This window comes from Variovorax sp. RKNM96 (genome assembly GCF_017161115.1).
Classification (GTDB): Bacteria; Pseudomonadota; Gammaproteobacteria; order Burkholderiales; family Burkholderiaceae_C; genus Variovorax.
In genome coordinates this window covers 5,060,683-5,082,853 of record NZ_CP046508.1, presented here as the reverse complement: position 1 = coordinate 5,082,853, position 22,171 = coordinate 5,060,683, and the positions used below count along the sequence as shown (strand labels likewise).

At 69.0% G+C, this 22,171-nt stretch carries 3 protein-coding genes; all 3 read left to right on the top strand.

Annotation, left to right across the window (positions count from 1 at the left end; all coding sequences use genetic code 11):
* Nucleotides 1-3: 3 nt before the first annotated feature.
* Genes GNX71_RS23485 through GNX71_RS23475 form a run of 3 tightly spaced genes read left to right on the top strand, consistent with a single transcriptional unit; the run spans nt 4 to nt 22,162 of the window.
* Complete coding sequence (locus tag GNX71_RS23485; RefSeq protein WP_241027031.1) at nt 4-6,504, top strand: non-ribosomal peptide synthetase; 6,501 nt, start codon at nt 4-6, stop codon at nt 6,502-6,504.
* A complete protein-coding gene (locus tag GNX71_RS23480) occupies nt 6,504-16,364 on the top strand; it encodes a non-ribosomal peptide synthetase (protein WP_206174654.1) in 9,861 nt (3,286 codons plus the stop codon). The genes GNX71_RS23485 and GNX71_RS23480 overlap by 1 nt, the downstream gene beginning before the upstream one ends.
* Nucleotides 16,364-22,162, top strand: coding sequence for a non-ribosomal peptide synthetase (locus GNX71_RS23475; RefSeq protein ID WP_206174653.1), 5,799 nt, complete (start codon nt 16,364-16,366; stop codon nt 22,160-22,162). The genes GNX71_RS23480 and GNX71_RS23475 overlap by 1 nt, the downstream gene beginning before the upstream one ends.
* Nucleotides 22,163-22,171: the final 9 nt, after the last annotated feature.

The window sequence follows — 22,171 nt, the reverse complement described above, 5'->3', positions numbered from 1 at the left end:
TCCATGTCCGACATCCAAGACATTTCCACGCGCCGTGCCAACCTGACGGCGGAACAGCGCGCCAGGCTGGCGCAGCGCCTGCGCGGTGCGGGCAACGCCGATCGCGCCGAGCGGTCGTCGATTCCACGGCGACCGGCGGGCGAGCGCATCGCCTTGTCCTTTGCGCAGCAACGGCAGTGGTTTCTCTGGAAGCTGGACCCGGCGGGCACCGCCTATCACCTGAGCGGCGGCCTCGTGCTCGATGGCGATCTCGACGTCCTGGCGCTGCGCGCCAGCGTGCAGGCGCTGGTCGATCGCCACGAATCGCTGCGCACCGTCTTCCACGAGGCCGGCGACGGCGAGGTGGAGCAGGTCGTCCAGGAGACGGCCGACGTCGCGCTGTCCTGCATCGACCTGGCTGCGCTGGATGGTGCGGCGCGCGCTGCGGCGATCCAGCAGGAGGTGCGGCGCATCCGCACCGAGCCCTTCGACCTCACGCGCGGCCCGCTGATGCGCGCCGTGCTGCTGCGCACCGGCGCGCAAAGCCATCGGCTGCTGGTCGTGATGCACCACATCGTGTCGGACGGCTGGTCGGTCCAGTTGATCCTCGACGAGCTGGCCGTGCAGTACGCGGCGCGTGTGCAGGGCCAGGTGCCGGTGCATGCCGAGCTGCCGATCCAGTACGCCGACTACGCGCTCTGGCAGCGCCAGTGGCTGGCCGAGGGCGAAGGCGAGCGCCAGCTCGGCTGGTGGCGTGCTCACCTGGGCACGGAGCAGCCGGTGATCTCGCTGCACACCGATCATCCGCGCAAGGCCGATGGCCGCTATCGCGCGGCGCACCACACCTTCGCGCTGCCCGCCGACACCATCGAGCGGTTGCGGCAGCAGGCGCAAGGGCAGGGCGCGACGCTGTTCATGGCGCTGCTCGCCGGCTTCAATGCGCTGCTGTTCCGCCACACGGCGCAGACGGATGTGCGCGTCGGCGTGCCCATTGCCAATCGCAACCGCGCCGAAACGGCGGGGGTCGTCGGCTTCTTCGTCAACACCCAGGTGCTGCGCTCGCAGATCGATGCGCGCATGGCGTTGACCGATTTGCTGGTGCAGACCCGCGACGCCGCCATCGGCGCGCAGACGCATCAGGATCTTCCCTTCGAGCAACTGGTCGGCGCGCTGCAGCCCGAACGCAGCCTGAGCGCCAATCCGCTGTTCCAGGTGATGTTCAACCACCTGCGCCGCGACCATCGCTCGCTGGCCGAGTGGCCAGGCGTTGCCGTGCAGCGCCTGGACTTCGAGGAAGAGGCCGCGCAGTTCGAGCTGACCTTGCAGACGCTCGAACTCGAGGACGGCCGGGTCGACGCGACCATCCTCTATGCGTCGGAGCTGTTCGACGTGCAGACCATCGAGCGCATGGCCGGGCACTATCTGGCGGTGTTGCAGGCCATGGCGTCGGCGCCGGAACAGGCCGTGAGCGATGTGGCGCTGCTTGGCGAGACCGAGCGCGCGCAGCTGGCCGTCTGGAGCGAGAACAGGTTGCGGCACGAAGGCGCGCAGCCGGTGCACCGGCAGATCGAGCAGCACGCGCGGCAAACGCCCGACGCAACAGCGCTGCTGTTCGGCGACGAGGTGCTGAGCTACGGTGAACTCAATGCCCGCGCCAACCACCTCGCGCACCGCCTGATCGCGCTGGGCGTGAAGCCCGAGGCCCTCGTGGGCATCGCGGTCGACCGCTCGGTCGAAATGATGGTCGGCATCCTGGCGATCCTGAAGGCCGGTGGTGCCTACGTGCCCCTGGACCCCGAGTACCCCGCCGATCGCCTGGCCTACATGGTGGCCGACAGCGGGCTGTCGCTGCTGCTGACCCAGCACCACCTGCGTCCCTTGCTGCCCGCCGGTGACGCACTGCGGGTTCTCGAACTCGACACCCTGGACGTCAATGCCGAATCCGGAGCCGACCCCGAGGTCGCGCTGCACGGCGAACACCTGGCCTACGTCATCTACACCTCCGGCTCCACCGGCAAGCCCAAGGGCGCGGCGATCCGCCACGACGCCCTCTACAGCTGCATGGCCTGGATGCAGGAGACCTACCGCCTCACCGAGGCCGACACCGTGCTGCACAAGGCGCCGTTCGGCTTCGACGTCTCGTGCTGGGAGATGTTCTGGCCCCTGACCACCGGCGTGCGGCTGGTCATCGCCAACCCCGGCGACCACCGCGACCCCGAGCGGCTGGTGCAGTTGATCCAGCGCCACCAGATCACCACCCTGAACTTCGTGCCCTCGATGCTGCAGGCCTTTCTTGCGCACGAGGGCATCGAGGCCACCACGCGGCTGCGCTACATCATCTGCGGCGGCGAGGCCATGCCCGCGGCCACGCAGCGCGAAGCCCTGCAGCGCTTGAAGGGTGCCTCGCTGCAGAACCTGTACGGTCCGACCGAGACCACCATCCACGTCACGCAGTGGACCTGCCGCGACGACGGGCTGAGCCAGGTGCCGATCGGACGGCCCATCAGCGACACGCAGGCGTATGTGCTCGATGCGCAGCTGAATGAAGTGCCCGCGGGTGTGGCGGGCGAGCTGTACCTGGGCGGGATCAACCTCGCGCGGGGTTATCTGAACCGTGCCGGCCTGACGTCCGAGCGCTTCGTGGCCACGAACAACGGCCAGCGGCTGTACCGCACGGGCGACCTGGTGCGATGGAACAGCGAGGGCCAGATCGAGTACCTGGGTCGCATCGACCACCAGGTGAAGGTGCGAGGCTTCCGCATCGAGCTGGGGGAGATCGAGGCGCAGTTGCTGGCGCAGCCCGAGGTGCGTGAAGCGGTGGTTGTGGCCGACGAAGGTCCCTCGGGCGCGCGGCTGGTGGGCTATGTCTCGGCGCACGTGGGCCAGGCGATCGACGTGACCGCGCTGCGCGGCCGACTTGGCTCGGTGCTGCCCGACTACATGGTGCCCGGCGTGGTGATGGTGCTGGAGCGCCTGCCGCTGAATGCCAACGGCAAGGTGGACCGCAAGGCGCTGCCGCGCGCGGAGTTCACGAGCGAGCGAGCCTACGAAGCGCCCCAGGGCGAGGTGGAGCAGGCGCTGGCGGCCATCTGGGCCGAGGTGCTGGGTGTGGCGCGCGTGGGACGCAACGACAACTTCTTCGAACTCGGCGGCGACTCGATTCTCAGCCTGAAGGTGGTCGCCCGCGCCCACCGGCAGGGCATCCGGATGAGCCCGCGCCAGGTGTTCGAACACCAGGGCCTGGCGTCGATCGCCCGTGCGATCCGTGGCGACGATGCCGCGGTGGACGTTCCCTCGATCCCGGCGCTGCCGGCATCGCAGCGCGCAGGCGGTCTCGCGCTGTCCCATGCGCAGGCGCGCCAATGGTTCCTGTGGCAACTCGATCCGCAGAGCACGGCCTACCACGTCAGCGGCGCGCTGCGGCTCGCCGGTGCACTGGACACGAACGCGGTGCGCGCAAGCCTGAATGAACTGGTGCAGCGCCACGAGTCGTTGCGCACGGTGTTCCGTGCCGATGCCTTGGGCATGGCCGCGCAGGTGATCCGCGAAACCGGCGGCATCGATTTCTCGCTGATCGATCTGGGCAACGTTGCCGAAGACGGGAAGCGCGAGGCCCGCGCCAGGCAAGAGGCGCGCCGCCTCAGCGATACGCCCTTCGACCTGGGCGAAGGCCCGCTGCTGCGCGTCGGCCTGATCCGCCTGGCGGCCGAGGTGCATGTGCTGGTCGTCGTGATGCACCACATCGTGTCCGATGGCTGGTCGATGCAGATCATCGTGGACGAGTTCGTGGAGTGCTACCGCGCACGCGTCCTGGGCCATGCGCCCGAGCTGCAGCCCCTGCCGCTCCAGTACGCGGATTACGCAGCCTGGCAGCGCGCCTGGCTCGAAGCCGGCGAGAAGGAACGGCAACTCGCGTACTGGACGGCGCATGTGGGCTCCGAGCAGCCCGTGCTGCAACTGCCCACCGACCATGCGCGGCGCGCGGATGGGCGCTACAACGCCGTGCGCCACGGCTTCGCATTGCCCGAAGGGCTCGTCAAGGCTCTGCATCGGCGTGCACAGGACCAGGGCGCGACGCTGTTCATGGTGCTGCTCGCCGGCTTCCAGGTGCTGCTCAGCCGCTACACCGGCCAGTCGGACATTCGCCTGGGCGTACCGGTGGCCAACCGCCATCGGGCGGAGGTCGAGGGCGTCATCGGCTTCTTCGTCAACACGCAGGTGCTGCGCGGCGTGGTGGACGGCCGCGCGACGCTGTCGCAGGTGCTGGCGCAGGCCCGCGATGCGGCGTTGGGCGCGCAGGCGCACCAGGACCTGCCGTTCGAGCAGCTCGTCGAAGCGTTGCAACCCGAGCGCAGCCTGAGCACGAGCCCGCTGTTCCAGGTGATGTTCAATCACCAGCGCGGCGACTTCCGCGCGTTGCAAAGCCTGCCCGGCCTTACGCTGACGGATTACGAACTGGAAGCGCAGGCCGCCCAGTTCGAGCTGGCGCTGGACACCAGCGAAGACATGGACGGCCGGGTGCAGGCGAGCTTGCGCTATGCGGCCGAGTTGTTCGACGCAGAGACGATGGAACGCATGGCGGGGCACTACCTCGCGGTGCTCCAGGCGCTGGCGGATGCGCCGGAGCAAGCCGTGGGCGACGTGATGCTGCTGAGCCAGGCCGAGCAGGCGCAACTCGCGGCGTGGAGCGAACACGCGCCGCGCGCAACGGACACCGGACCGCTGCACCGCCGGATCGAACAGCAAGCGAAGCTGCGGCCAGGTGCGCCCGCGCTGGCGTTCGATGGCGAGACGCTCGGCTACGGCGAGCTCAACGCACGCGCGAACCGCCTGGCCCATCGCCTGATCGCGCTCGGTGTGAGGCCCGAAGCGAAGGTGGGCATCGCGGTGGAGCGTTCGATCGCGATGGTGGTGGGGATTCTTGCGATCCTGAAGGCCGGCGGTGCCTACGTGCCGCTGGACCCGGAGTACCCGGCGGACCGGCTGGCCTACATGGTCGCCGACAGCGGCATCGAGCTCTTGCTCACGCAGGGCCACCTGGACGTGCCCGGCATCGAGGCATTGCAGGTGCTCGCGCTCGACACGCTGGACACGGGCAGCGAATCCGACGCCGACCCGCAGGTCGCGTTGAGCGGCGACAACCTCGCCTACGTCATCTACACCTCCGGTTCCACCGGCAGGCCCAAGGGCGCGCAGCTGTGCCATCGCAACGTGACGCGGCTGCTCGATGCGACCGCGCCGTGGTTCCACTTCGGACCCCAGGACGTGTGGACGATGTTCCACTCCTATGCCTTCGATTTCTCGGTGTGGGAAATCTTCGGCGCGCTGTGCACCGGCGGCAAGCTGGTCATCGTGCCCTTCTGGGCCAGCCGCTCGCCCGGGGACTTCCTGCGCCTGCTGCGCGAAGAGCAGGTGACCGTGCTCAACCAGACGCCCTCGGCCTTCGGCCAGCTCACGAGCCTGCCGCAGGCCCATGAAGGCGGCCTCGCGCTGCGCACGGTGATCTTCGGCGGCGAGGCGCTGGAGCCGCAGAGGTTGCGGACCTGGATCGAACACCATGGCGACCAGCATCCGCAACTGGTCAACATGTACGGCATCACCGAGACGACGGTGCACGTGACCTGGCGCCGGATCACCGCGGCCGATATCGGTCGGCAACGCAGTCCCGTCGGCGTTGCCATTCCCGACCTGGGCTTGCGCGTGCTCGATGCGCAGCTGAACCCGGTGCCGATCGGCGTGGCCGGTGAACTGCATGTGTCGGGCGAAGGCCTGGCACGGGGCTACCTGAACCGTGCGGCTCTGACGGCCGAGCGCTTCGTGGCGGCGAACCACGGGGAGCGGCTGTACCGCACGGGCGACCTGGTGCGCTGGAACAGTGAAGGCCAGCTGGAGTACCTGGGGCGCATCGACCACCAGGTGAAGGTGCGGGGCTTCCGCATAGAGCTGGGGGAGATCGAGGCGCAGTTGCTGGCGCAGCCCGAAGTGCGCGAAGCGGTGGTGGTGGCCAGCGAAGGCCCCACCGGTACGCGGCTTGTGGGCTATGTGTCGGCGCATGCCGGCCAGGCGATCGACATCGCCGAACTGAAAAGCAGGTTGGGCACGGCACTGCCCGACTACATGGTGCCGGCGGCGTGGGTGGTGCTCGACGGCCTGCCGCTGAACGCCAACGGCAAAGTGGACCGCAAAGCGCTGCCGGCTGCGGAGTTCGCGAGCGAGCGAGCCTATGAGGCGCCCGAGGGCGAGGTCGAAGAGAAGCTCGCCGCGATCTGGGCCGAGGTGCTGGGCGCAGAGCGCGTGGGCCGGCACGACAACTTCTTCGAGCTCGGCGGCCACTCGCTGCTGGTCGCGCAGTTCGTGGCCCGCGTGCAGGGTGTCGCTCGCGGCCAGCTCACGATCCGCGACGTCTTCCAGCACCCGACGCTGGCTGCGCAAGCGGCGCTGCTGGCGGCCACGCACCAGGAGGGCACCACCGACCAGGCGCTTTCGGAAATCGATTCACTGCTTGACAGCATGGAGGCTGTTTGATGGAAACAACCGCGACCCGTCGCATTGCAGAGCGCTTCTCCCGGTTGCCCACCGAACAGCGTCGTGTCGTGTATCAGGGGATTCGTTCGAAGGGGCTGACGCTCGACCAGTTTCCGATCCTCGCGCGCGAGAGCGAGACCCCGGGCCGCTGCCATGTGTCCTATGCACAGCTGCGCCAGTGGTTCCTGTGGCAGCTCGACCCGACGAGCACGGCCTATCACATCAGCGATGCGCTGCAGCTCAGCGGTGCGCTGGAAGTGGACGCGGTGCGCGCGAGCTTCGAAGCGCTGGTGGCGCGCCATGAGTCGCTGCGCACGGTATTCCGCGCCGACGCCGACGGCCTCGCCGAACAGGTGATCGGCGAGGACGGCGAATTCGACTTCTCGCTGGTGGACCTGAGCCTGGCGGATGCCGGCCAGCGCGACGCGATGGCGCGCGAAGCGGCGCAGCGCATCGGCGGCACGCCCTTCGACCTGACGCAGGGCCCGCTCCTGCGCGTGGGCTTGATCCGTCTCGCACCCGAAACGCATGTGCTCATGCTGGTGATGCACCACATCGTGTCGGACGGCTGGTCGCTGCAGATCATCGTGGACGAGTTCGTGGCGCAGTACCGCGCCCGCGTGCGGGGCGAGGCGCCGGCGCTGGCGCTGGCGCCATTGCCGATCCAGTACGCCGACTACGCGGTGTGGCAACGGCACTGGCTGGAGGCCGGTGAACAGGACCGCCAGCTCTCCTACTGGAAGACGCAGCTCGGCGAGACGCAGCCGGTGCTGCAGTTGCCGCTGGCCCGGCTGCGCAAGGCCGATGCCCGCTACACCGCCGTCGCCCATCGGGTCGAGCTGCCCGCGTCGCTGGTCCAGGGTCTGCAGAAGCAGGCGCAGGCCCAGGGCGTCACGCTGTTCATGGTGCTGTTGGTCGGCTTCCAGGCGCTGCTCCGCCGCTACAGCGGCCAGGAAGACATCCGCGTGGGCGTGCCGATCGCGAACCGCCACCGCGTGGAGACCGAGAGCGTCATCGGCTTCTTCGTCAACACCCAGGTGCTGCGCAGCGTGGCGGACGAGCGCACCAGCCTGTTGCAACTGCTGGCACAGGCCCGCGAAGCGTCGCTGGGCGCGCAGATGCACCAGGACCTGCCGTTCGAGCAATTGGTCGAGGCCCTGCAGCCCGAGCGCATCGCCGGCGTTCATCCGTTGTTCCAGGTGATGTTCAATCACCAGCGCAGCGATTTCTCGGGGTTGAAGGGCCTTTCGGGCCTCACGCTCGAACCCTATGACCTGGGTCCCCAGGCCGCGCAGTTCGAACTGATGCTGCTCACCGACGAAAGCCCCGATGGCCGGCTGCATGCGAAGTTCAGCTACGCGGCGGAGCTGTTCGATGCCTCGACCATCGCGCGCATGGCGACGCACTACCTGGCCGTGCTGCAGGCCCTGGCGGACCGTCCGGAACAGGCAATCGGCGAGGTGGTGTTGCTGGGCGAAGCCGAGCGCGCACAACTCGCGGCGTGGGGCACGAACCCGCAAGGCCATCCCGATGCGACGCCGGTGCATCGCCTGATCGAGCAGCAGGTGTCGCGGCACCCCGATGCCGAGGCACTGGTTTTCGGAGAGCAGACGCTGAGCTACGGCGAACTCAGTGCAAGAGCGAACCGCCTGGCCCACCATCTGATCGCGCTGGGCGTGAAGCCCGAGACCAAGGTCGGCATCGCGGTGGAGCGCTCCATCGAGATGGTCGTGGGCTTGCTGGCCATCCTGAAGGCCGGCGGCGCTTACGTGCCGTTGGACCCAGAGTACCCGGCCGAGCGGCTGGCCTACATGGTGGCCGACAGCGGCGTGGCGCTGCTGCTCACTCAGAGCCACCTGAGCGTGCCTGGCATCGAGGGCCTGCAGGTGCTGTCGCTGGACACGCTGGCGCTCGACGACCAGCCCGCGCACGACCCACAGGTCGCGCTGCACGACGAGAACCTCGCCTACATCATCTACACCTCCGGCTCCACCGGCCGCCCCAAGGGCGCAGCCAACCGGCACCGTGCGCTGCACAACCGGCTGGCCTGGATGCAGGCGGCCTATGGCCTGGACAGCACCGACACCGTGCTGCAGAAGACGCCGTTCAGCTTCGACGTCTCGGTGTGGGAGTTCTTCTGGCCGCTGATGACCGGCGCGCGCCTGGTGCTCGCCAATCCGGGCGACCACCGCGATCCGTCGCGGCTGGTGGCGCTGATTCGCGAGCACCGCATCAGCACGCTGCACTTCGTGCCGTCGATGCTGCAGGCCTTCCTGGCGCACGAAGGCGTCGAGGCCTGCGAGAGCCTGGAACGCATCGTCTGCAGCGGCGAGGCCTTGCCGGCCGAAGCGCAGAACGCGGTGTTCCAGCGGCTGCCGCGTGCGCGCCTTTACAACCTCTATGGCCCGACCGAGGCGGCGATCGACGTGACGCACTGGCAGTGCCGTGCGGACGGCCGCAGCCAGGTGCCGATCGGCCGCCCCATCGATGGCCTGAAGACCTGCGTGCTCGATGCCGCACTGGGCCTTGTGCCCGAGGGCGTGGCTGGCGAGCTGTACCTGGGGGGTGTCGGCCTGGGGCGCGGCTACCTCGATCGCGCGGGGCTGACGGCCGAGCGCTTCGTGGCTGATCCGTTCGACGACGAGGGCGGACGGCTGTACCGCACGGGCGACCTGGTGCGCTGGAACTCGGAAGGCCAGCTGGAGTATCTGGGCCGCATCGACCACCAGGTGAAGGTGCGGGGCTTCCGCATCGAGCTGGGGGAGATCGAGGCGCAGTTGCTCGCACAAGTTGAAGTGCGCGAGGCGGTGGTGGTGGCCAACGAAGGCCCCGCCGGCGCGCGGCTGGTGGCCTATGTGTCGGCAAACGCCGGTCATGTGATCGACATTGCCGAACTGAAAAGCAAGTTGGGTCAGGCGCTGCCCGATTACATGGTGCCCTCGGCCATCGTTGTGCTCGAAGGCCTGCCGCTGAACGCCAACGGTAAGGTGGACCGCAAGGCCCTGCCGGCGGCCGAGTTCACGAGCGAGCGTGCGTACGAGGCGCCCGAAGGCGAGGTCGAAGAGAAGCTTGCCGCGATCTGGGCCGAGATGCTGGGCGTACCCCGTGTGGGCCGCAACGACAACTTCTTCGAGCTGGGCGGCCACTCGCTGCTGGCGCTGCGGCTGCTCGAGCGCATGCGCGCCCAGGGCTGGACGACGCAGGTACGCACGCTGTTCCAGAACCCTCAGCTCGGTGCCTTCGCAGAGGCGCTGGCGGTGGAGCCTGTGCGTCGCGAAGTGGTGGTACCGCCCAACGGCATTCCGGCGGATTGCATCGCAATCCAGCCCGAGATGCTGACGCTGGTGAAGCTCGATGCGCGGCAGATCTCCCGCATCGAGGCGGCGGTGCCTGGCGGCGCGGCCAACATCCAGGACATCTACCCGCTGGTGCCGATGCAGGAGGGCATGCTGTTCCATCACCTGCTGCAGGCCGATGGCGACGCGTACGTCACCGAGCACGGGATGGGCTTTGACAGCCGCGAGCGGCTGGAGCGCTTCATCGCGAGCTTTAACGAGGTGATCGCGCGCCACGACATCCTTCGCACGGCGGTGCTGTGGGAAGAACTCGACGAGCCGGTGCAGGTGGTGTATCGCAAGGCCGAACTCGCGCTGCAATGGCTGGATATTCCCGAAGACTCGCAGGGACTCGACGCGCTGGGCCGGCTCAACGCCTTCGCGGGGCCGGACCACCATCGCATCGACGTGCGCACGGCGCCGATGCTCAAGGCGACGGCGGTTCACGATGTGTCCAACGGGCGCTGGCTGCTGCAGGTGCTCAGCCATCACCTGATCGACGACAACACCACGCTGCGGATGATCGGCGAGGAAATCGCGCAGATCCAGCAAGGCCAGGCGCATACGCTGCCCGAACCCGTGCCCTTCCGCCGCTTCGTGGCGCAGGCCAGGCTGGGCGTGAGCCAGGCCGAGCACGAGGCCTTCTTCCGCCAGATGCTGGGCGACGTGCAGGAGCCGACGGCCCCCTTCGAACTGCTCGACGTGCAGGGCAACGGCGACGAAATCGACGAGGTCAGGCTGTCCCTGGACAGTGGCTTCGCGCGAGCGCTGAGGCGGCAGGCGCAGCGCCACGGCGTGAGCGCGGCGTCGCTGTTCCACCTGGCCTGGGCCCTGGTGCTGGCCCGCACGACCGGCCGGCAGGACGTGGTCTTCGGCACCGTGCTGTTCGGCCGCATGAGTGGCGATGCCCATGCCGAACGGGCCATCGGCATGTTCGTCAACACGCTGCCGCTGCGCGTGCGCGTGGATGCGCAGAGCGTCGCGCAATGCCTGCGCCAGACGCACGCCGCCCTGAGTGCGTTGATGCACCACGAGCACGCGAGCCTGGCACTGGCGCAGCGCTGCAGTGCGCTGCCGGTCGCCACGCCGCTGTTCTCGGCGTTGCTCAACTACCGCCACGTCCCGCAACGCGACGAGGCGGCGGAATCCGGCGCCCTGCATGGCATGGCGATGCTGAGCGAGAAGGAGCGCACGAACTTCCCGTTCACGATGTCGATCAACGATGTCGGCGACGAATTCGTGCTGATCGCGCAGATCAGCCGGCAGGTCGATGCGCAGCGCATGTGCGATTTCATGCGCACTGCGGTCCACGGGATCGTCGAGGCCCTGTCCACGCGCCCCGGGCAGGCGGTGTGCGAGGTGGTGCTGCTGGGCGACGCCGAACGCGCACAGCTCGCGGCCTGGGGCTCGAAGCCGCAGAGCCATTCCGGCGCGACGCCGGTGCATCGCCTGATCGAGCAGCAGGCTGCGCAGCAGCCCGATGCCGTGGCGCTGGTCTTCGGCGACCAGACGCTGAGCTATGGCGAACTCAATGCGCGCGCCAATCGCCTGGCGCACCATCTGATCGCCTTGGGCGTGCAGCCCGAGACCAAGGTCGGCATCGCAGTGGAGCGCTCCATCGAGATGATGGTGGGCCTGCTGGGCATCCTGAAGGCCGGTGGCGCCTATGTGCCGCTGGATCCCGAATATCCGGTGGACCGGCTGGCCTACATGGTGGCCGACAGCGGCGTGACGCTGCTGCTGACGCAGAGCCACCTGAGTTCGTTGATCCCGGGCGCCGAAGGGCTGCAGGTGCTGTCGCTCGACACGCTGGCGCTCGACGACCAGCCTGCGCACGACCCGCAGGTCGCACTGCACGGCGAGAACCTCGCCTACGTCATCTACACCTCCGGCTCCACCGGCAGGCCCAAGGGCGCGCAGCTGTGCCATCGCAACGTGACGCGGCTGCTCGCCGCGACCGATGCCTGGTTCCATTTCGGCCGGCATGACACCTGGACCCTGTTCCATTCCTACGCCTTCGATTTCTCGGTGTGGGAAATCTTCGGTGCGCTGTGCACCGGCGGCAAGCTGGTCATCGTGCCCTTCTGGGTCAGCCGCTCGCCCGAGGATTTCCTGCAACTGCTGCGCGATCAGCAGGTGACGGTGCTCAACCAGACGCCTTCGGCCTTCGGCCAACTGGCCAGCCTGCCGCAGACCTACCAGGAGCGGCTGGCGCTGCGCGTGGTGATCTTCGGCGGCGAGGCGCTCGACCCGCAGCGGCTGCGCCAGTGGATCGAACACCACGGCGACGAAAGCCCGCACCTGGTCAACATGTACGGCATCACCGAGACCACGGTGCACGTGACCTACCGCCGGATCACCGCGGCCGACATCGGCCAGCAGCGCAGTCCTGTGGGCCTCGCGATTCCGGACCTCGGGCTGCGCGTGCTCGATGCGCAGATGAATGCGGTGCCGATCGGCGTGGTTGGCGAACTGCATGTCTTCGGCGCCGGCCTCGCGCGCGGTTATCTGCATCGGGCAGGCCTCACGTCGGAGCGCTTCGTCGCGGGGCCGGACGGCGAGCGGCTGTACCGCACCGGTGACCTCGTGCGCTGGAACTCGGAAGGTCAACTGGAGTACCTGGGCCGCATCGACCACCAGGTGAAGGTGCGGGGCTTCCGCATCGAGCTGGGAGAGATCGAGGCGCAACTGCTGGCACAAGTGGAAGTGCGCGAAGCGGTGGTGGTGGCCAACGAAGGCCCCGCTGGCACGCGGCTGGTGGGCTATGTGTCGGCGCATGCCGGCCAGGTCATCGACATCGCCGACTTGAAAGCCAAGCTGGGCCAGGCACTGCCTGATTACATGGTGCCGTCGGCGATCGTGGTGCTCGAAGGCTTGCCGCTGAATGCCAACGGCAAGGTGGACCGCAAGGCATTGCCGGCGGCGGAGTTCACGAGCGAGCGAGCTTACGAGGCGCCCGAAGGCGAGGTCGAAGAGAAGCTGGCCGCGATCTGGGCCGATGTGCTGGGCGTGACACGCGTAGGTCGCAACGACAACTTCTTCGAACTGGGAGGCCATTCGCTGCTGGCGCTGCGGCTGCTCGAGCGCATGCGCGCACAAGGCTGGACGACGCAGGTGCGCACGCTGTTCCAACAGCCCGAACTGGGCGCCTTCGCACAGGCGCTGGCGGTGGAGCCGGTGCGCCGCGAGGTGGTGGTGCCACTCAACGGCATTCCGGCGGATTGCAAGGCGATCCAGCCGGAGATGCTGACGCTGGTCGATCTCGACGCACGGCAGATCGCGCGCATCGAGGCGGCGGTGCCGGGCGGCGCAGCCAACATCCAGGACATCTACCCGCTGGTGCCGATGCAGGAAGGCATGCTGTTCCATCACCTGCTGCAGGCCGAGGGCGATGCCTACATCACGCTCAACTGCGTGGCCTTCGACAGTCGCGAGCGGCTGGAGCGCTTCATCGCGAGCTTCAACGAGGTGATCGCGCGCCACGACATCCTGCGCACAGCCGTGCTGTGGGAAGAACTCGACGAGCCGGTGCAGGTGGTGTATCGCAAGGCCGAGCTCACGCTGCAATGGGTGGACGTGGCGCGGGGCGAGGATGCGCTGGCCCGGCTCAACGCCTTCGTGGACCCGGGCCACTACCGCATCGACGTGCGCACGGCACCGATGCTGCGCGCGGTGGCGGTCCACGATGCGGCCAACGTGCGCTGGCTGCTGCAGATCCCGCAGCACCACATGGGCGTGGACCACACGACGCTGGAGCTGATCGTCAAGGAGATCGCGCTGATCCAGCAAGGCCTGCGGCAGGCGCTGCCAGAGGCGGTGCCGTTCCGGCGCTTCGTGGGGCAGGCGAAGCTCGGCATGGGCCGGGCCGAGCACGAGGCCTTCTTCCGCAAGATGCTGGGCGATGTGCAGGAGCCGACGGCGCCCTTCAACTTGCTCGACGTGCAGGGCGACGGCACGCAGGTCCGCGAGGCGCGGCGCGCGCTCGAACCCGCATTGGCGCTGCAGGTGCGGCGCGAGGCGCAGCGGCATGGCGTGAGCGCGGCGACGCTGTTCCACCTGGCCTGGGCGCTGGTGGTCAGCCGCACCACCGGCAAGGACGACGTGGTGTTCGGCACCGTGCTGCTCGGTCGCATGCAGGCAGGTGCCCATGCCGAGCAGGCACTGGGCATGTTCATCAACACGCTGCCGCTGCGTGCGAAGCTGGGGCCGCGCAGCGTGGCGCAGTGCCTGCGCCAGATGCACCAGAGCCTGAGCGGCCTGATGCACCACGAGCACGCCAGCCTGTCGCTGGCGCAGCGCTGCAGCGGCGTGCCGGAAAGAACGCCGCTGTTCACCGCGCTGCTGAACTACCGCTACAGCGCCGCCGGGGACGATGCGGCGCAAGCGCCAGCCTGGGAAGGCATGCAGATCCTCGACCGGCAGGAGCGCACCAACTACCCCTTCGATCTGTCGGTGGACGACCTGGGCGAAAGCTTTGTGCTGTCGGCCCAGGTCGATGCGGCGCTGGACCCCGAGCGGGTGTGCGGGCTGATGTATGCGGCCACCGAGGCGATCGTGCAGGCGCTGTCGACGCAACCCGAGCGGCGGATCTGCGAGATCGAGGTGCTGCCCGACCAGGAGAAGCGCGTGCTGCTGTCTTGGGGTGCAGGCGAAGCGTCGGAAGAGGTGGACGCGCCGCCGATGGACACGCACGCGGTGCACCGCCTCGTGGAGCGCCAGGCGCTGGCGAGCCCGGATGCCGTGGCGCTGGTGTCGCAGGGCACGAGGCTGAGCTACCGCGAAGTCAACGCGCGCGCCAATCGCCTGGCGCACCGGCTGATCGCGCTGGGCGTGAAGCCCGAGGCCAAGGTGGGCATCGCGCTGGCGCGCAGCGCCGAGATGTTCATCGGGCTGCTGGCGATCCTGAAGGCCGGTGGCGCCTACGTCGCGCTGGACCCCGAGTACCCGTCCGAGCGACTGGCCTACATGGTGGCCGACAGCGGCGTGCGGCTTGTGCTGACGCGTTCCGACGCCGGCCTCGGCGAGCGGCTGGCAAAGGTGCCGGGCCTGGTGCAGCTCGCGCTCGACGGCATCGACAACGAGGCCGACAGCCATCCCGCGACCAATCCCGACGTGCCGCTGCACGGCGAGCATCTCGCCTACGTCATCTACACCTCGGGCTCCACCGGGCGCGCCAAGGGCGTGTCCGTCACGCACGGTCCGCTGTCGATGCACATGCGCAGCATCGTGCGCCGCTACGGCTACGGCCCGGGCGACCGGCTGCTGCAGTTCGCCTCGATCAGCTTCGACGCCTCGGCCGAACAGTGGCTCGCGCCTTGGACGGTGGGCGCGTCGGTGGTGGTTGCCGCGGCCGGCCGGCAGTCGCCGCAGGAACTGCTCGCGCTGGCGCGTGCCAGCCGCGTGAACGTGCTGTATTTCGCGCCTGCGTACCTGCGCCACATCGCGCAGGCCGCGCTGGACGAGAAGGCCGAGCCGCTGGCCGTGCGCCTGTGCATCGCCGGCGGGGAAGCCTGGAGCCAGGCCGACTTCCGTGCCGCCTGCGAGGCCTTTGCGCCCGAGCAGCTGCACAACGCCTACGGGCCCACCGAATGCGTGATCACGCCCTGCGCATGGAGCGCGGGCGTGGATGTGCAGGGGGCCTGGCCTTACGCCCCGATCGGGCGCGTCGTGGGGAATCGCAAGGCGCTTGTCCTGGGGGCCGACATGGAGCCCGTGCCTCTGGGTGCGATGGGCGAGCTGTACCTCGGCGGCGAAGGCCTGGCGCGTGGCTACCTCGACCGCGCGAGTCTGACGGCCGAGCGCTTCGTGGCCGATCCATTCGATGACCGGGGCGGACGGCTGTACCGCACGGGCGACCTGGTGCGCTGGAACAGTGAAGGCCAGCTGGAGTACCTGGGCCGCATCGACCATCAGGTGAAGGTGCGGGGCTTCCGCATCGAGCTGGGGGAGATCGAGGCGCAGTTGCTGGCGCAGCCCGAAGTGCGCGAAGCGGTGGTGGTGGCCAACGAAGGCCCGGCCGGTACGCGGCTGGTGGGCTACGTGTCGGCGCATGCGGGGCAGGCGATCGACACCGCGGCACTGAAGGACACGCTGGCCCGGGCGCTGCCGGAATACATGGTGCCGAGCCTGCTTGTGGTGCTGGAGGCGCTGCCGCTGAGCCCGAACGGCAAGGTCGAGCGCAAGGCGCTGCCGCAGCCGGAGCTCGCGCAGCAGCAGGCCTACGAAGCGCCCGAGGGCGAGGTGGAAGAGAAGCTCGCGGCGATCTGGGCCGACGTGCTGGGCGTAGCGCGCGTGGGACGTCACGACAACTTCTTCGAGATCGGCGGCCATTCGCTGGCCGTGCTGCAGGTGCAGACGAAGACCCAGGTCGAGTTCGCGGTGCAACTGCCGCTGCGCACCTATTTCGAGCGGCCGTCGCTGGCGGCCATCGGCGAGGCCGTGCGCGATGCGCGGTCGGCCGGTGCGGACGACGAAGTGGCGGAGCTGGACCAGATGGCCAGCCTGCTGGAAGCACTGGAGGATTGATGGACGCGAAGAAACAGGAGATCGCGGAGCGCTTTGCCCGCCTCCCGGCCGACAAGCAGAAGGCCTTCCTGGGCCTGCTGGCGCAGCAGAAGATCGATTTCGCGCGGCTGCCGATCGTCAAGGCGCAGCCCGAGCGGCGGCGCACGCTGTCCTATGTGCAGGCCAGGCAATGGTTCCTCTGGCAACTGGACCCGCAGAGCACGGCCTATCACATCAGCGGCGCGCTCCAACTCACGGGGGCGTTGGATGTGGCGGCCGTGCGCGCCAGCTTCGAGGCGCTGGTGGCACGCCACGAATCGCTGCGCACGGTGTTCCAGGTCGATGCCGATGCGCAGGTCGAGCAGCTGGTCCGCGAGGACGGCGAACTCGACTTCGTGCAGATCGACCTCGCGGCGGACGCCGCCGCCGACCGCGAGAAGGCGCAGGCCGCGGCGAGCGAAGCGGCGCGGCGCATCGCCAACACGCCCTTCGATCTGGCGCGGGGGCCGCTCTTGCGCGTGGGCCTGATCCGGCTGGCGCCCGAGACGCATGTGCTGGTGCTGGTGATGCACCACATCGTGTCGGACGGCTGGTCGCTGCGCATCGTGATGGACGAGTTCGTGGCGCAGTACCGCGCCTGCGTGCAGGGTGAGGGGGCGGCGGCGCTGCAGCCGCTGCCGATCCAGTACGCCGACTACGCCGCATGGCAGCGCAACTGGCTGGAGGGCGGCGAGCGCGAGCGCCAGCTCGCCTACTGGACCGCGCATGTGGGCCGCGGCCAGCCGGTGCTGCAGGTGCCGGCCGATCGCCCGCGGCGCACCGACGGGCGCTACGGCGCGATGCAACATGCCCTGGTGCTGCCGGACAGTCTGGTGAAGGCGCTGCACAAGCGCGCGCATGCCGAAGGCGCGACGCTGTTCATGGCGCTGCTCGCCGCCTTCCAGGCGCTGCTGCACCGCTACACCGGGCAGCAGGACCTGCGCGTCGGCGTGCCGATCGCCAACCGCCACCGGCCGGAGACCGAAGGCGTCATCGGCTTCTTTGCCAACACCCAGGTGCTGCGCGTGGCAATGGATGACCGCGCCAGCCTCTCGCAACTGCTGGCGCAGACCCGCGAAGCGGCGCTGGGCGCGCAGATGCACCAGGACCTGCCGTTCGAGCAACTGGTCGAGGCACTGCAGCCCGAGCGCATCCTGGGCACCAATCCGTTGTTCCAGGTCCTGTTCAATCACCAGCGCAGCGGCGCCGGCGTGCTCAAGGGGCTGCCCGGGCTGGCGCTGGAGGAATACGCGCTCGGCGGACAGGCCGCGCAGCTCGAGCTGGCGCTGGAGACCGTTGAGGATGCCGAAGGCCGCGTGCATGCGAGCCTGCGCTATGCGGCGGAACTGTTCGATGCCGCGACCATCGAGCGCATGGCCGCGCACTACCTGGCGGTGGTGCAGGCACTGGCGGAGCATCCCGAACAGGCAGTGGGCGACGTCGACCTGCTGGGCACCGCCGGACGCGCGCAACTCGCCGCCTGGGGTACGAACCCGCAGCGCCATCCGAACGAGACGCCCGTGCCGCAGTTGATCGCGCAGCAGGCCGCGCTGCGGCCCGATGCCGTGGCGCTGGTCTTCGGCGACCAGACGCTGAGCTATGGCGAACTCAATGCGCGCGCGAACCGTCTCGCGCACCGCCTGATCGCCCTGGGCGTGAAGCCCGAGACCAAGGTCGGCATCGCAGTGGAGCGCTCCATCGAGATGATGGTGGGCCTGCTCGGCATCCTGAAGGCTGGCGGCGCCTATGTGCCGCTGGACCCGGAATACCCGGTGGAGCGGCTGGCTTTCATGGTGGAAGCCAGCGGCATCGGGCTGCTGCTCGCGCAGCGCCACCAGACGGCGCTGGTGGAGCGCCTGGCTTCCGGTACGCACAAGCCGACGGTGCTGCTGGTGGACGACCCCGGTGCGATGGCGCAGTTCGGCCCCGACACCGATCCGCAGGTCGAACTGCACGGCGAGAACCTCGCCTACGTGATCTACACCTCGGGCTCCACCGGCAAGCCCAAGGGCGTGATGGTGCGCCACGACGCATGGAGCCACCTGATGGCGAGCATGCGCGAGCGGCCCGGCATGACGGCGGACGACGTGCTGGTCGCGGTGAGCTCGCTGTCCTTCGACATGGCCTCGCTCGAGCTCTACCTGCCGCTGGTGTGCGGTGCGCGCATCGTGCTGGCGCCAAGGGGCGTCGTGCGCGACGGCGAAGCCCTGGGCCGCCTGATCCGCGAGCAGGGCGTGACCGTGCTGCAGTCGACACCGGCCGGCTGGCGCCTGCTGGAAGCCGACTTCCGCGCGCACGGCCTGCCAGCCCGGTTCAAGGCCCTGTGCGGTGGCGAAGCGATGCACCCGGACCTGGCGTTGAGCCTGCGGGCGCTCGGCATCGAGCTCTGGAACATGTACGGACCGACCGAGGCCACCGTCTGGGTGACGGCCGATCGGGTGGAGCGCGAGCCGAGGTTCGGCAGCGCCATCGCGGCCACACAGCTGCACGTGCTCGACGGCGCGCTCAACCCGACCCCGCCTGGCGTGGCGGGCGAGCTGTACCTGGGCGGCGTCGGTCTGGCGCGCGGCTACCTCGCGCGCGCGGAGCTGACGGCCGAGCGCTTCGTCGCCAACCCGTTCGACGACGGCCAGGGCGGGCGGCTCTACCGTACCGGCGACATGGTGCGCTGGCGTGGCGACGGCCAGCTCGAATACCTGGGGCGCACCGATCACCAGGTGAAGGTGCGGGGCTTCCGCATCGAGCTGGGCGAAATCGAAACCCAACTGCTCGCGCAGCCCGAAGTGCGCGAAGCCGTGGTGGTGGCCATCGACGGTCCGGCGGGTGCGCGGCTGGTGGGTTATGTGTCGCCGCAGCCGGATCGGACCATCGAAGTGGCCGCGCTGAAGGACCGGCTGGGCCAGGTCCTGCCGGACTACATGGTCCCCGGAACGCTGGTGGTGCTGGACGCATTGCCGCTGAACCCGAACGGCAAGGTGGACCGCAAGGCCTTGCCCGAGCCGGAGCTGGCCCAGGCACAGGCCTACGAAGCGCCCGAAGGCGAGGTGGAAGAGAAGCTCGCGGCGATCTGGGCCGAAGTGCTGGGCCTGCCGCGCGTGGGCCGTCATGACGACTTCTTCGAGATCGGCGGCCATTCGCTGCTCGCCGCGCAGGTCGCTTCGCGCGTGCGCGTCGCCTACGACGTCGCGCTGCCGTTGCGCCGGCTCTTCGAGCATCCTGTGCTGCGCGCGCTCGCCAGCCATGTGCGCGAGACGCAGCAGGCCGCGCAGCAATCCGGCAGACAGGTGCCGGCGCTGCAGCCGGTCGCGCGCAACGCGGACATGCGCCTCTCGCCATCGCAGCAGCGCCTGTGGCTGGTGGACCGGCTGTTCGCTGCCTCCGATGCGCAGAGCCGCTCGGCCTACAACGTGACGGCGGCGCTGCGGCTGTCCGGTGCGCTGCACATCGATGCGGTGCGCGCCACGCTCGACGCGATCATGCAAAGGCACGAGGCCTTGCGCACCAGCTTCCCGGAGAACGAGGAAGGCGATCCGGTCGCGCGCATCGCGCCGCGGGGCGGCCTCGTCGTCGCGCTGCACGATCTTTCCGCGCTGCCGGACGACCGCAAGGCCGCGGCGGTGCAAGAGGCGCTCGCCGCGCATGCGCGCACCGTCTTCGACCTGGCGAACGGGCCGGTGTTCGCCGCCTCCATGCTTCAGCTCGCGCCGCAGGAGCACATGCTGCTGCTGTGCGTGCACCACATCGCGTTCGACGGCTGGTCGGAGGCGGTGTTCGTGCGTGATTTCATCGCGTTCTACACGGCGCTGCGCGAAGGCCGCGCGGCGCAGCTGCCGCCGCTGGCGATCCAGTACGCGGACTATGCCGACTGGCAGCACCGCAAGCTCGAAGCGACGTTCGACGAGCAGGCCGCGTTCTGGCGCGGGTACCTCGATGGTGTGCCGGCTGTGTCCACACTCGTGCCGGACCTGGCGCGGCCGAAGGTCGCGTCGACGGCGGGCGACAGCGTCAATCTCGCGATCCCGAAGACGCTGTCGGACGCGCTCGGTGCACTGGCGCGGCAGCACGGCACCTCGCTCTACACGATGCTGCTGGCCGTGTTCCTGCTGGTGCTGCACCGGCAGTCGGGCCGCGACGACGTGGTGGTCGGCGCCGACGTCGCCGGCCGCAACCACCCCGAGCTCGAGCCGCTCATCGGCTTCTTCGTCGGCGTGGTGCCGCTGCGCTCGCGCCTGGCGCCCGGCACGGGCTTCACGCAGTGGCTCGCGCAAGTCAAGGAAAGCACGCTCTCGGCCTTCGAGCACCAGGACCTGTCGTTCGAGCAGATCGTCGAGCTGGCGGGCGTGCCGCGCAGCCAGCAGCACAACCCGCTGGTGCAGGTGTTGTTCGTGATGCAGAACATGCCCGCCAGCCGATTCGAGATCCCGGGCGTGACCCTCGAGAGCGTGCCGCCGCCCACGATCGCCTCGAAGTTCGACCTGGCCGTGTTCGTCACCGAGGGCGAGACCGAGCTCACGGTCAATTGGGTCTACGCCACCAGCCTGTATCGGCGCGAGACGATCGAACGGGCATCCGCCGCATGGCGCGATCTTCTGCAGCAGGTAGCCACATCGCCGACCGACGCGCTGGAGAGTTTTTTCATTTCCTCTTCTTTGGAAACCAAGACCATGTCTTCCCCGACGCCCGCACTGGGCAAACTGCAGAAGCTCAAGAAGGTCGTAGGCAAGGAGCGCGGCAACGCCGTCTCCGCACCGCGTTCGCCGATCCGGATGTCCTTCCTGTCGCCGGCGCGCGAATTCCCGCTCGTCATCGAGGCGACGGGCAGCGACCTCGATCCCGTGGCCTGGGCGCGCGACCAGCGCGAGTTCATCGAGGCCAAGCTGCGCCAGCACGGCGGCATCCTGCTGCGCAACTTCGGCCTGGAGACGCCGCAGGACTTCGAGGCCTTCGCCGAGATGATCGAGCCCGAGCTGTACGGCAGCTACGGCGACCTGCCCAAGAAGGAGGGCGGCAAGAAGACCTACCGCTCCACGCCGTACCCCGAGCGCCAGATGATCCTGTATCACAACGAGAGCTCGCACCTGGACCGCTGGCCGCGCAAGCAGTGGTTCTTCTGCGAACTGCCGTCGCCCGTGGGCGGTGCCACGCCGATCGTCGATTGCCGCGAGATGCTGCGTCGCCTGCCCGCCGAACTGGTGGCCGAATTCGAGCGCAAGGAACTGCTCTATGTGCGCACCTTCGTGCCGCACTTCGACGTGAGCTGGCAGGAGTTCTTCAAGACCGAGAGCCGCGCCGAAATCGAGGCGCGGCTGGCCACCGCCGGCATCGCCTGGCGATGGCTGGACGAAGACACGCTGCAGACCCGCACCCGCTGCCCGGCCGTGATCACGCACCCGGTCACGGGCGATCGCGTGTTCTTCAACCAGGTCCAGCTGCACCACACGAGCTGCCTGGAGCCGGACGCGCGCGAAGACCTGCTGGGCGTGGTCGGCGCGGACCGCATGCCGCGCCATGTCTGCTTCGGCGACGGCTCGCCGATCAGCGACGAGACCATGGCCCTCATCGGCCGCGCCTACGAAGAGTGCGCGGTGCGCTTCGACTGGCGCCGCGGCGATGTGGTGATGCTCGACAACATGCTCGCCGCGCATGCGCGCGATCCGTACGAGGGGCCACGCAAGATCGTGGTGGCCATGGGTGCGATGTGCGACCGCGCCGCGCTGTCCGCACCTTCGCCTTCGCAGGCCGATGCCCGCGACGACTCCCTGCTTGCCGTCGAATCCTGAGGTCGGACC

Excerpts from the sequence above, each read along its gene's own strand:
- GNX71_RS23485 (WP_241027031.1), top strand. The coding sequence starts at position 4 with ATGTCCGACATCCAAGACATTTCCACGCGCCGTGCCAACCTGACGGCG.
- GNX71_RS23480 (WP_206174654.1), top strand. The coding sequence starts at position 6,504 with ATGGAAACAACCGCGACCCGTCGCATTGCAGAGCGCTTCTCCCGGTTG.
- GNX71_RS23475 (WP_206174653.1), top strand. The coding sequence starts at position 16,364 with ATGGACGCGAAGAAACAGGAGATCGCGGAGCGCTTTGCCCGCCTCCCG.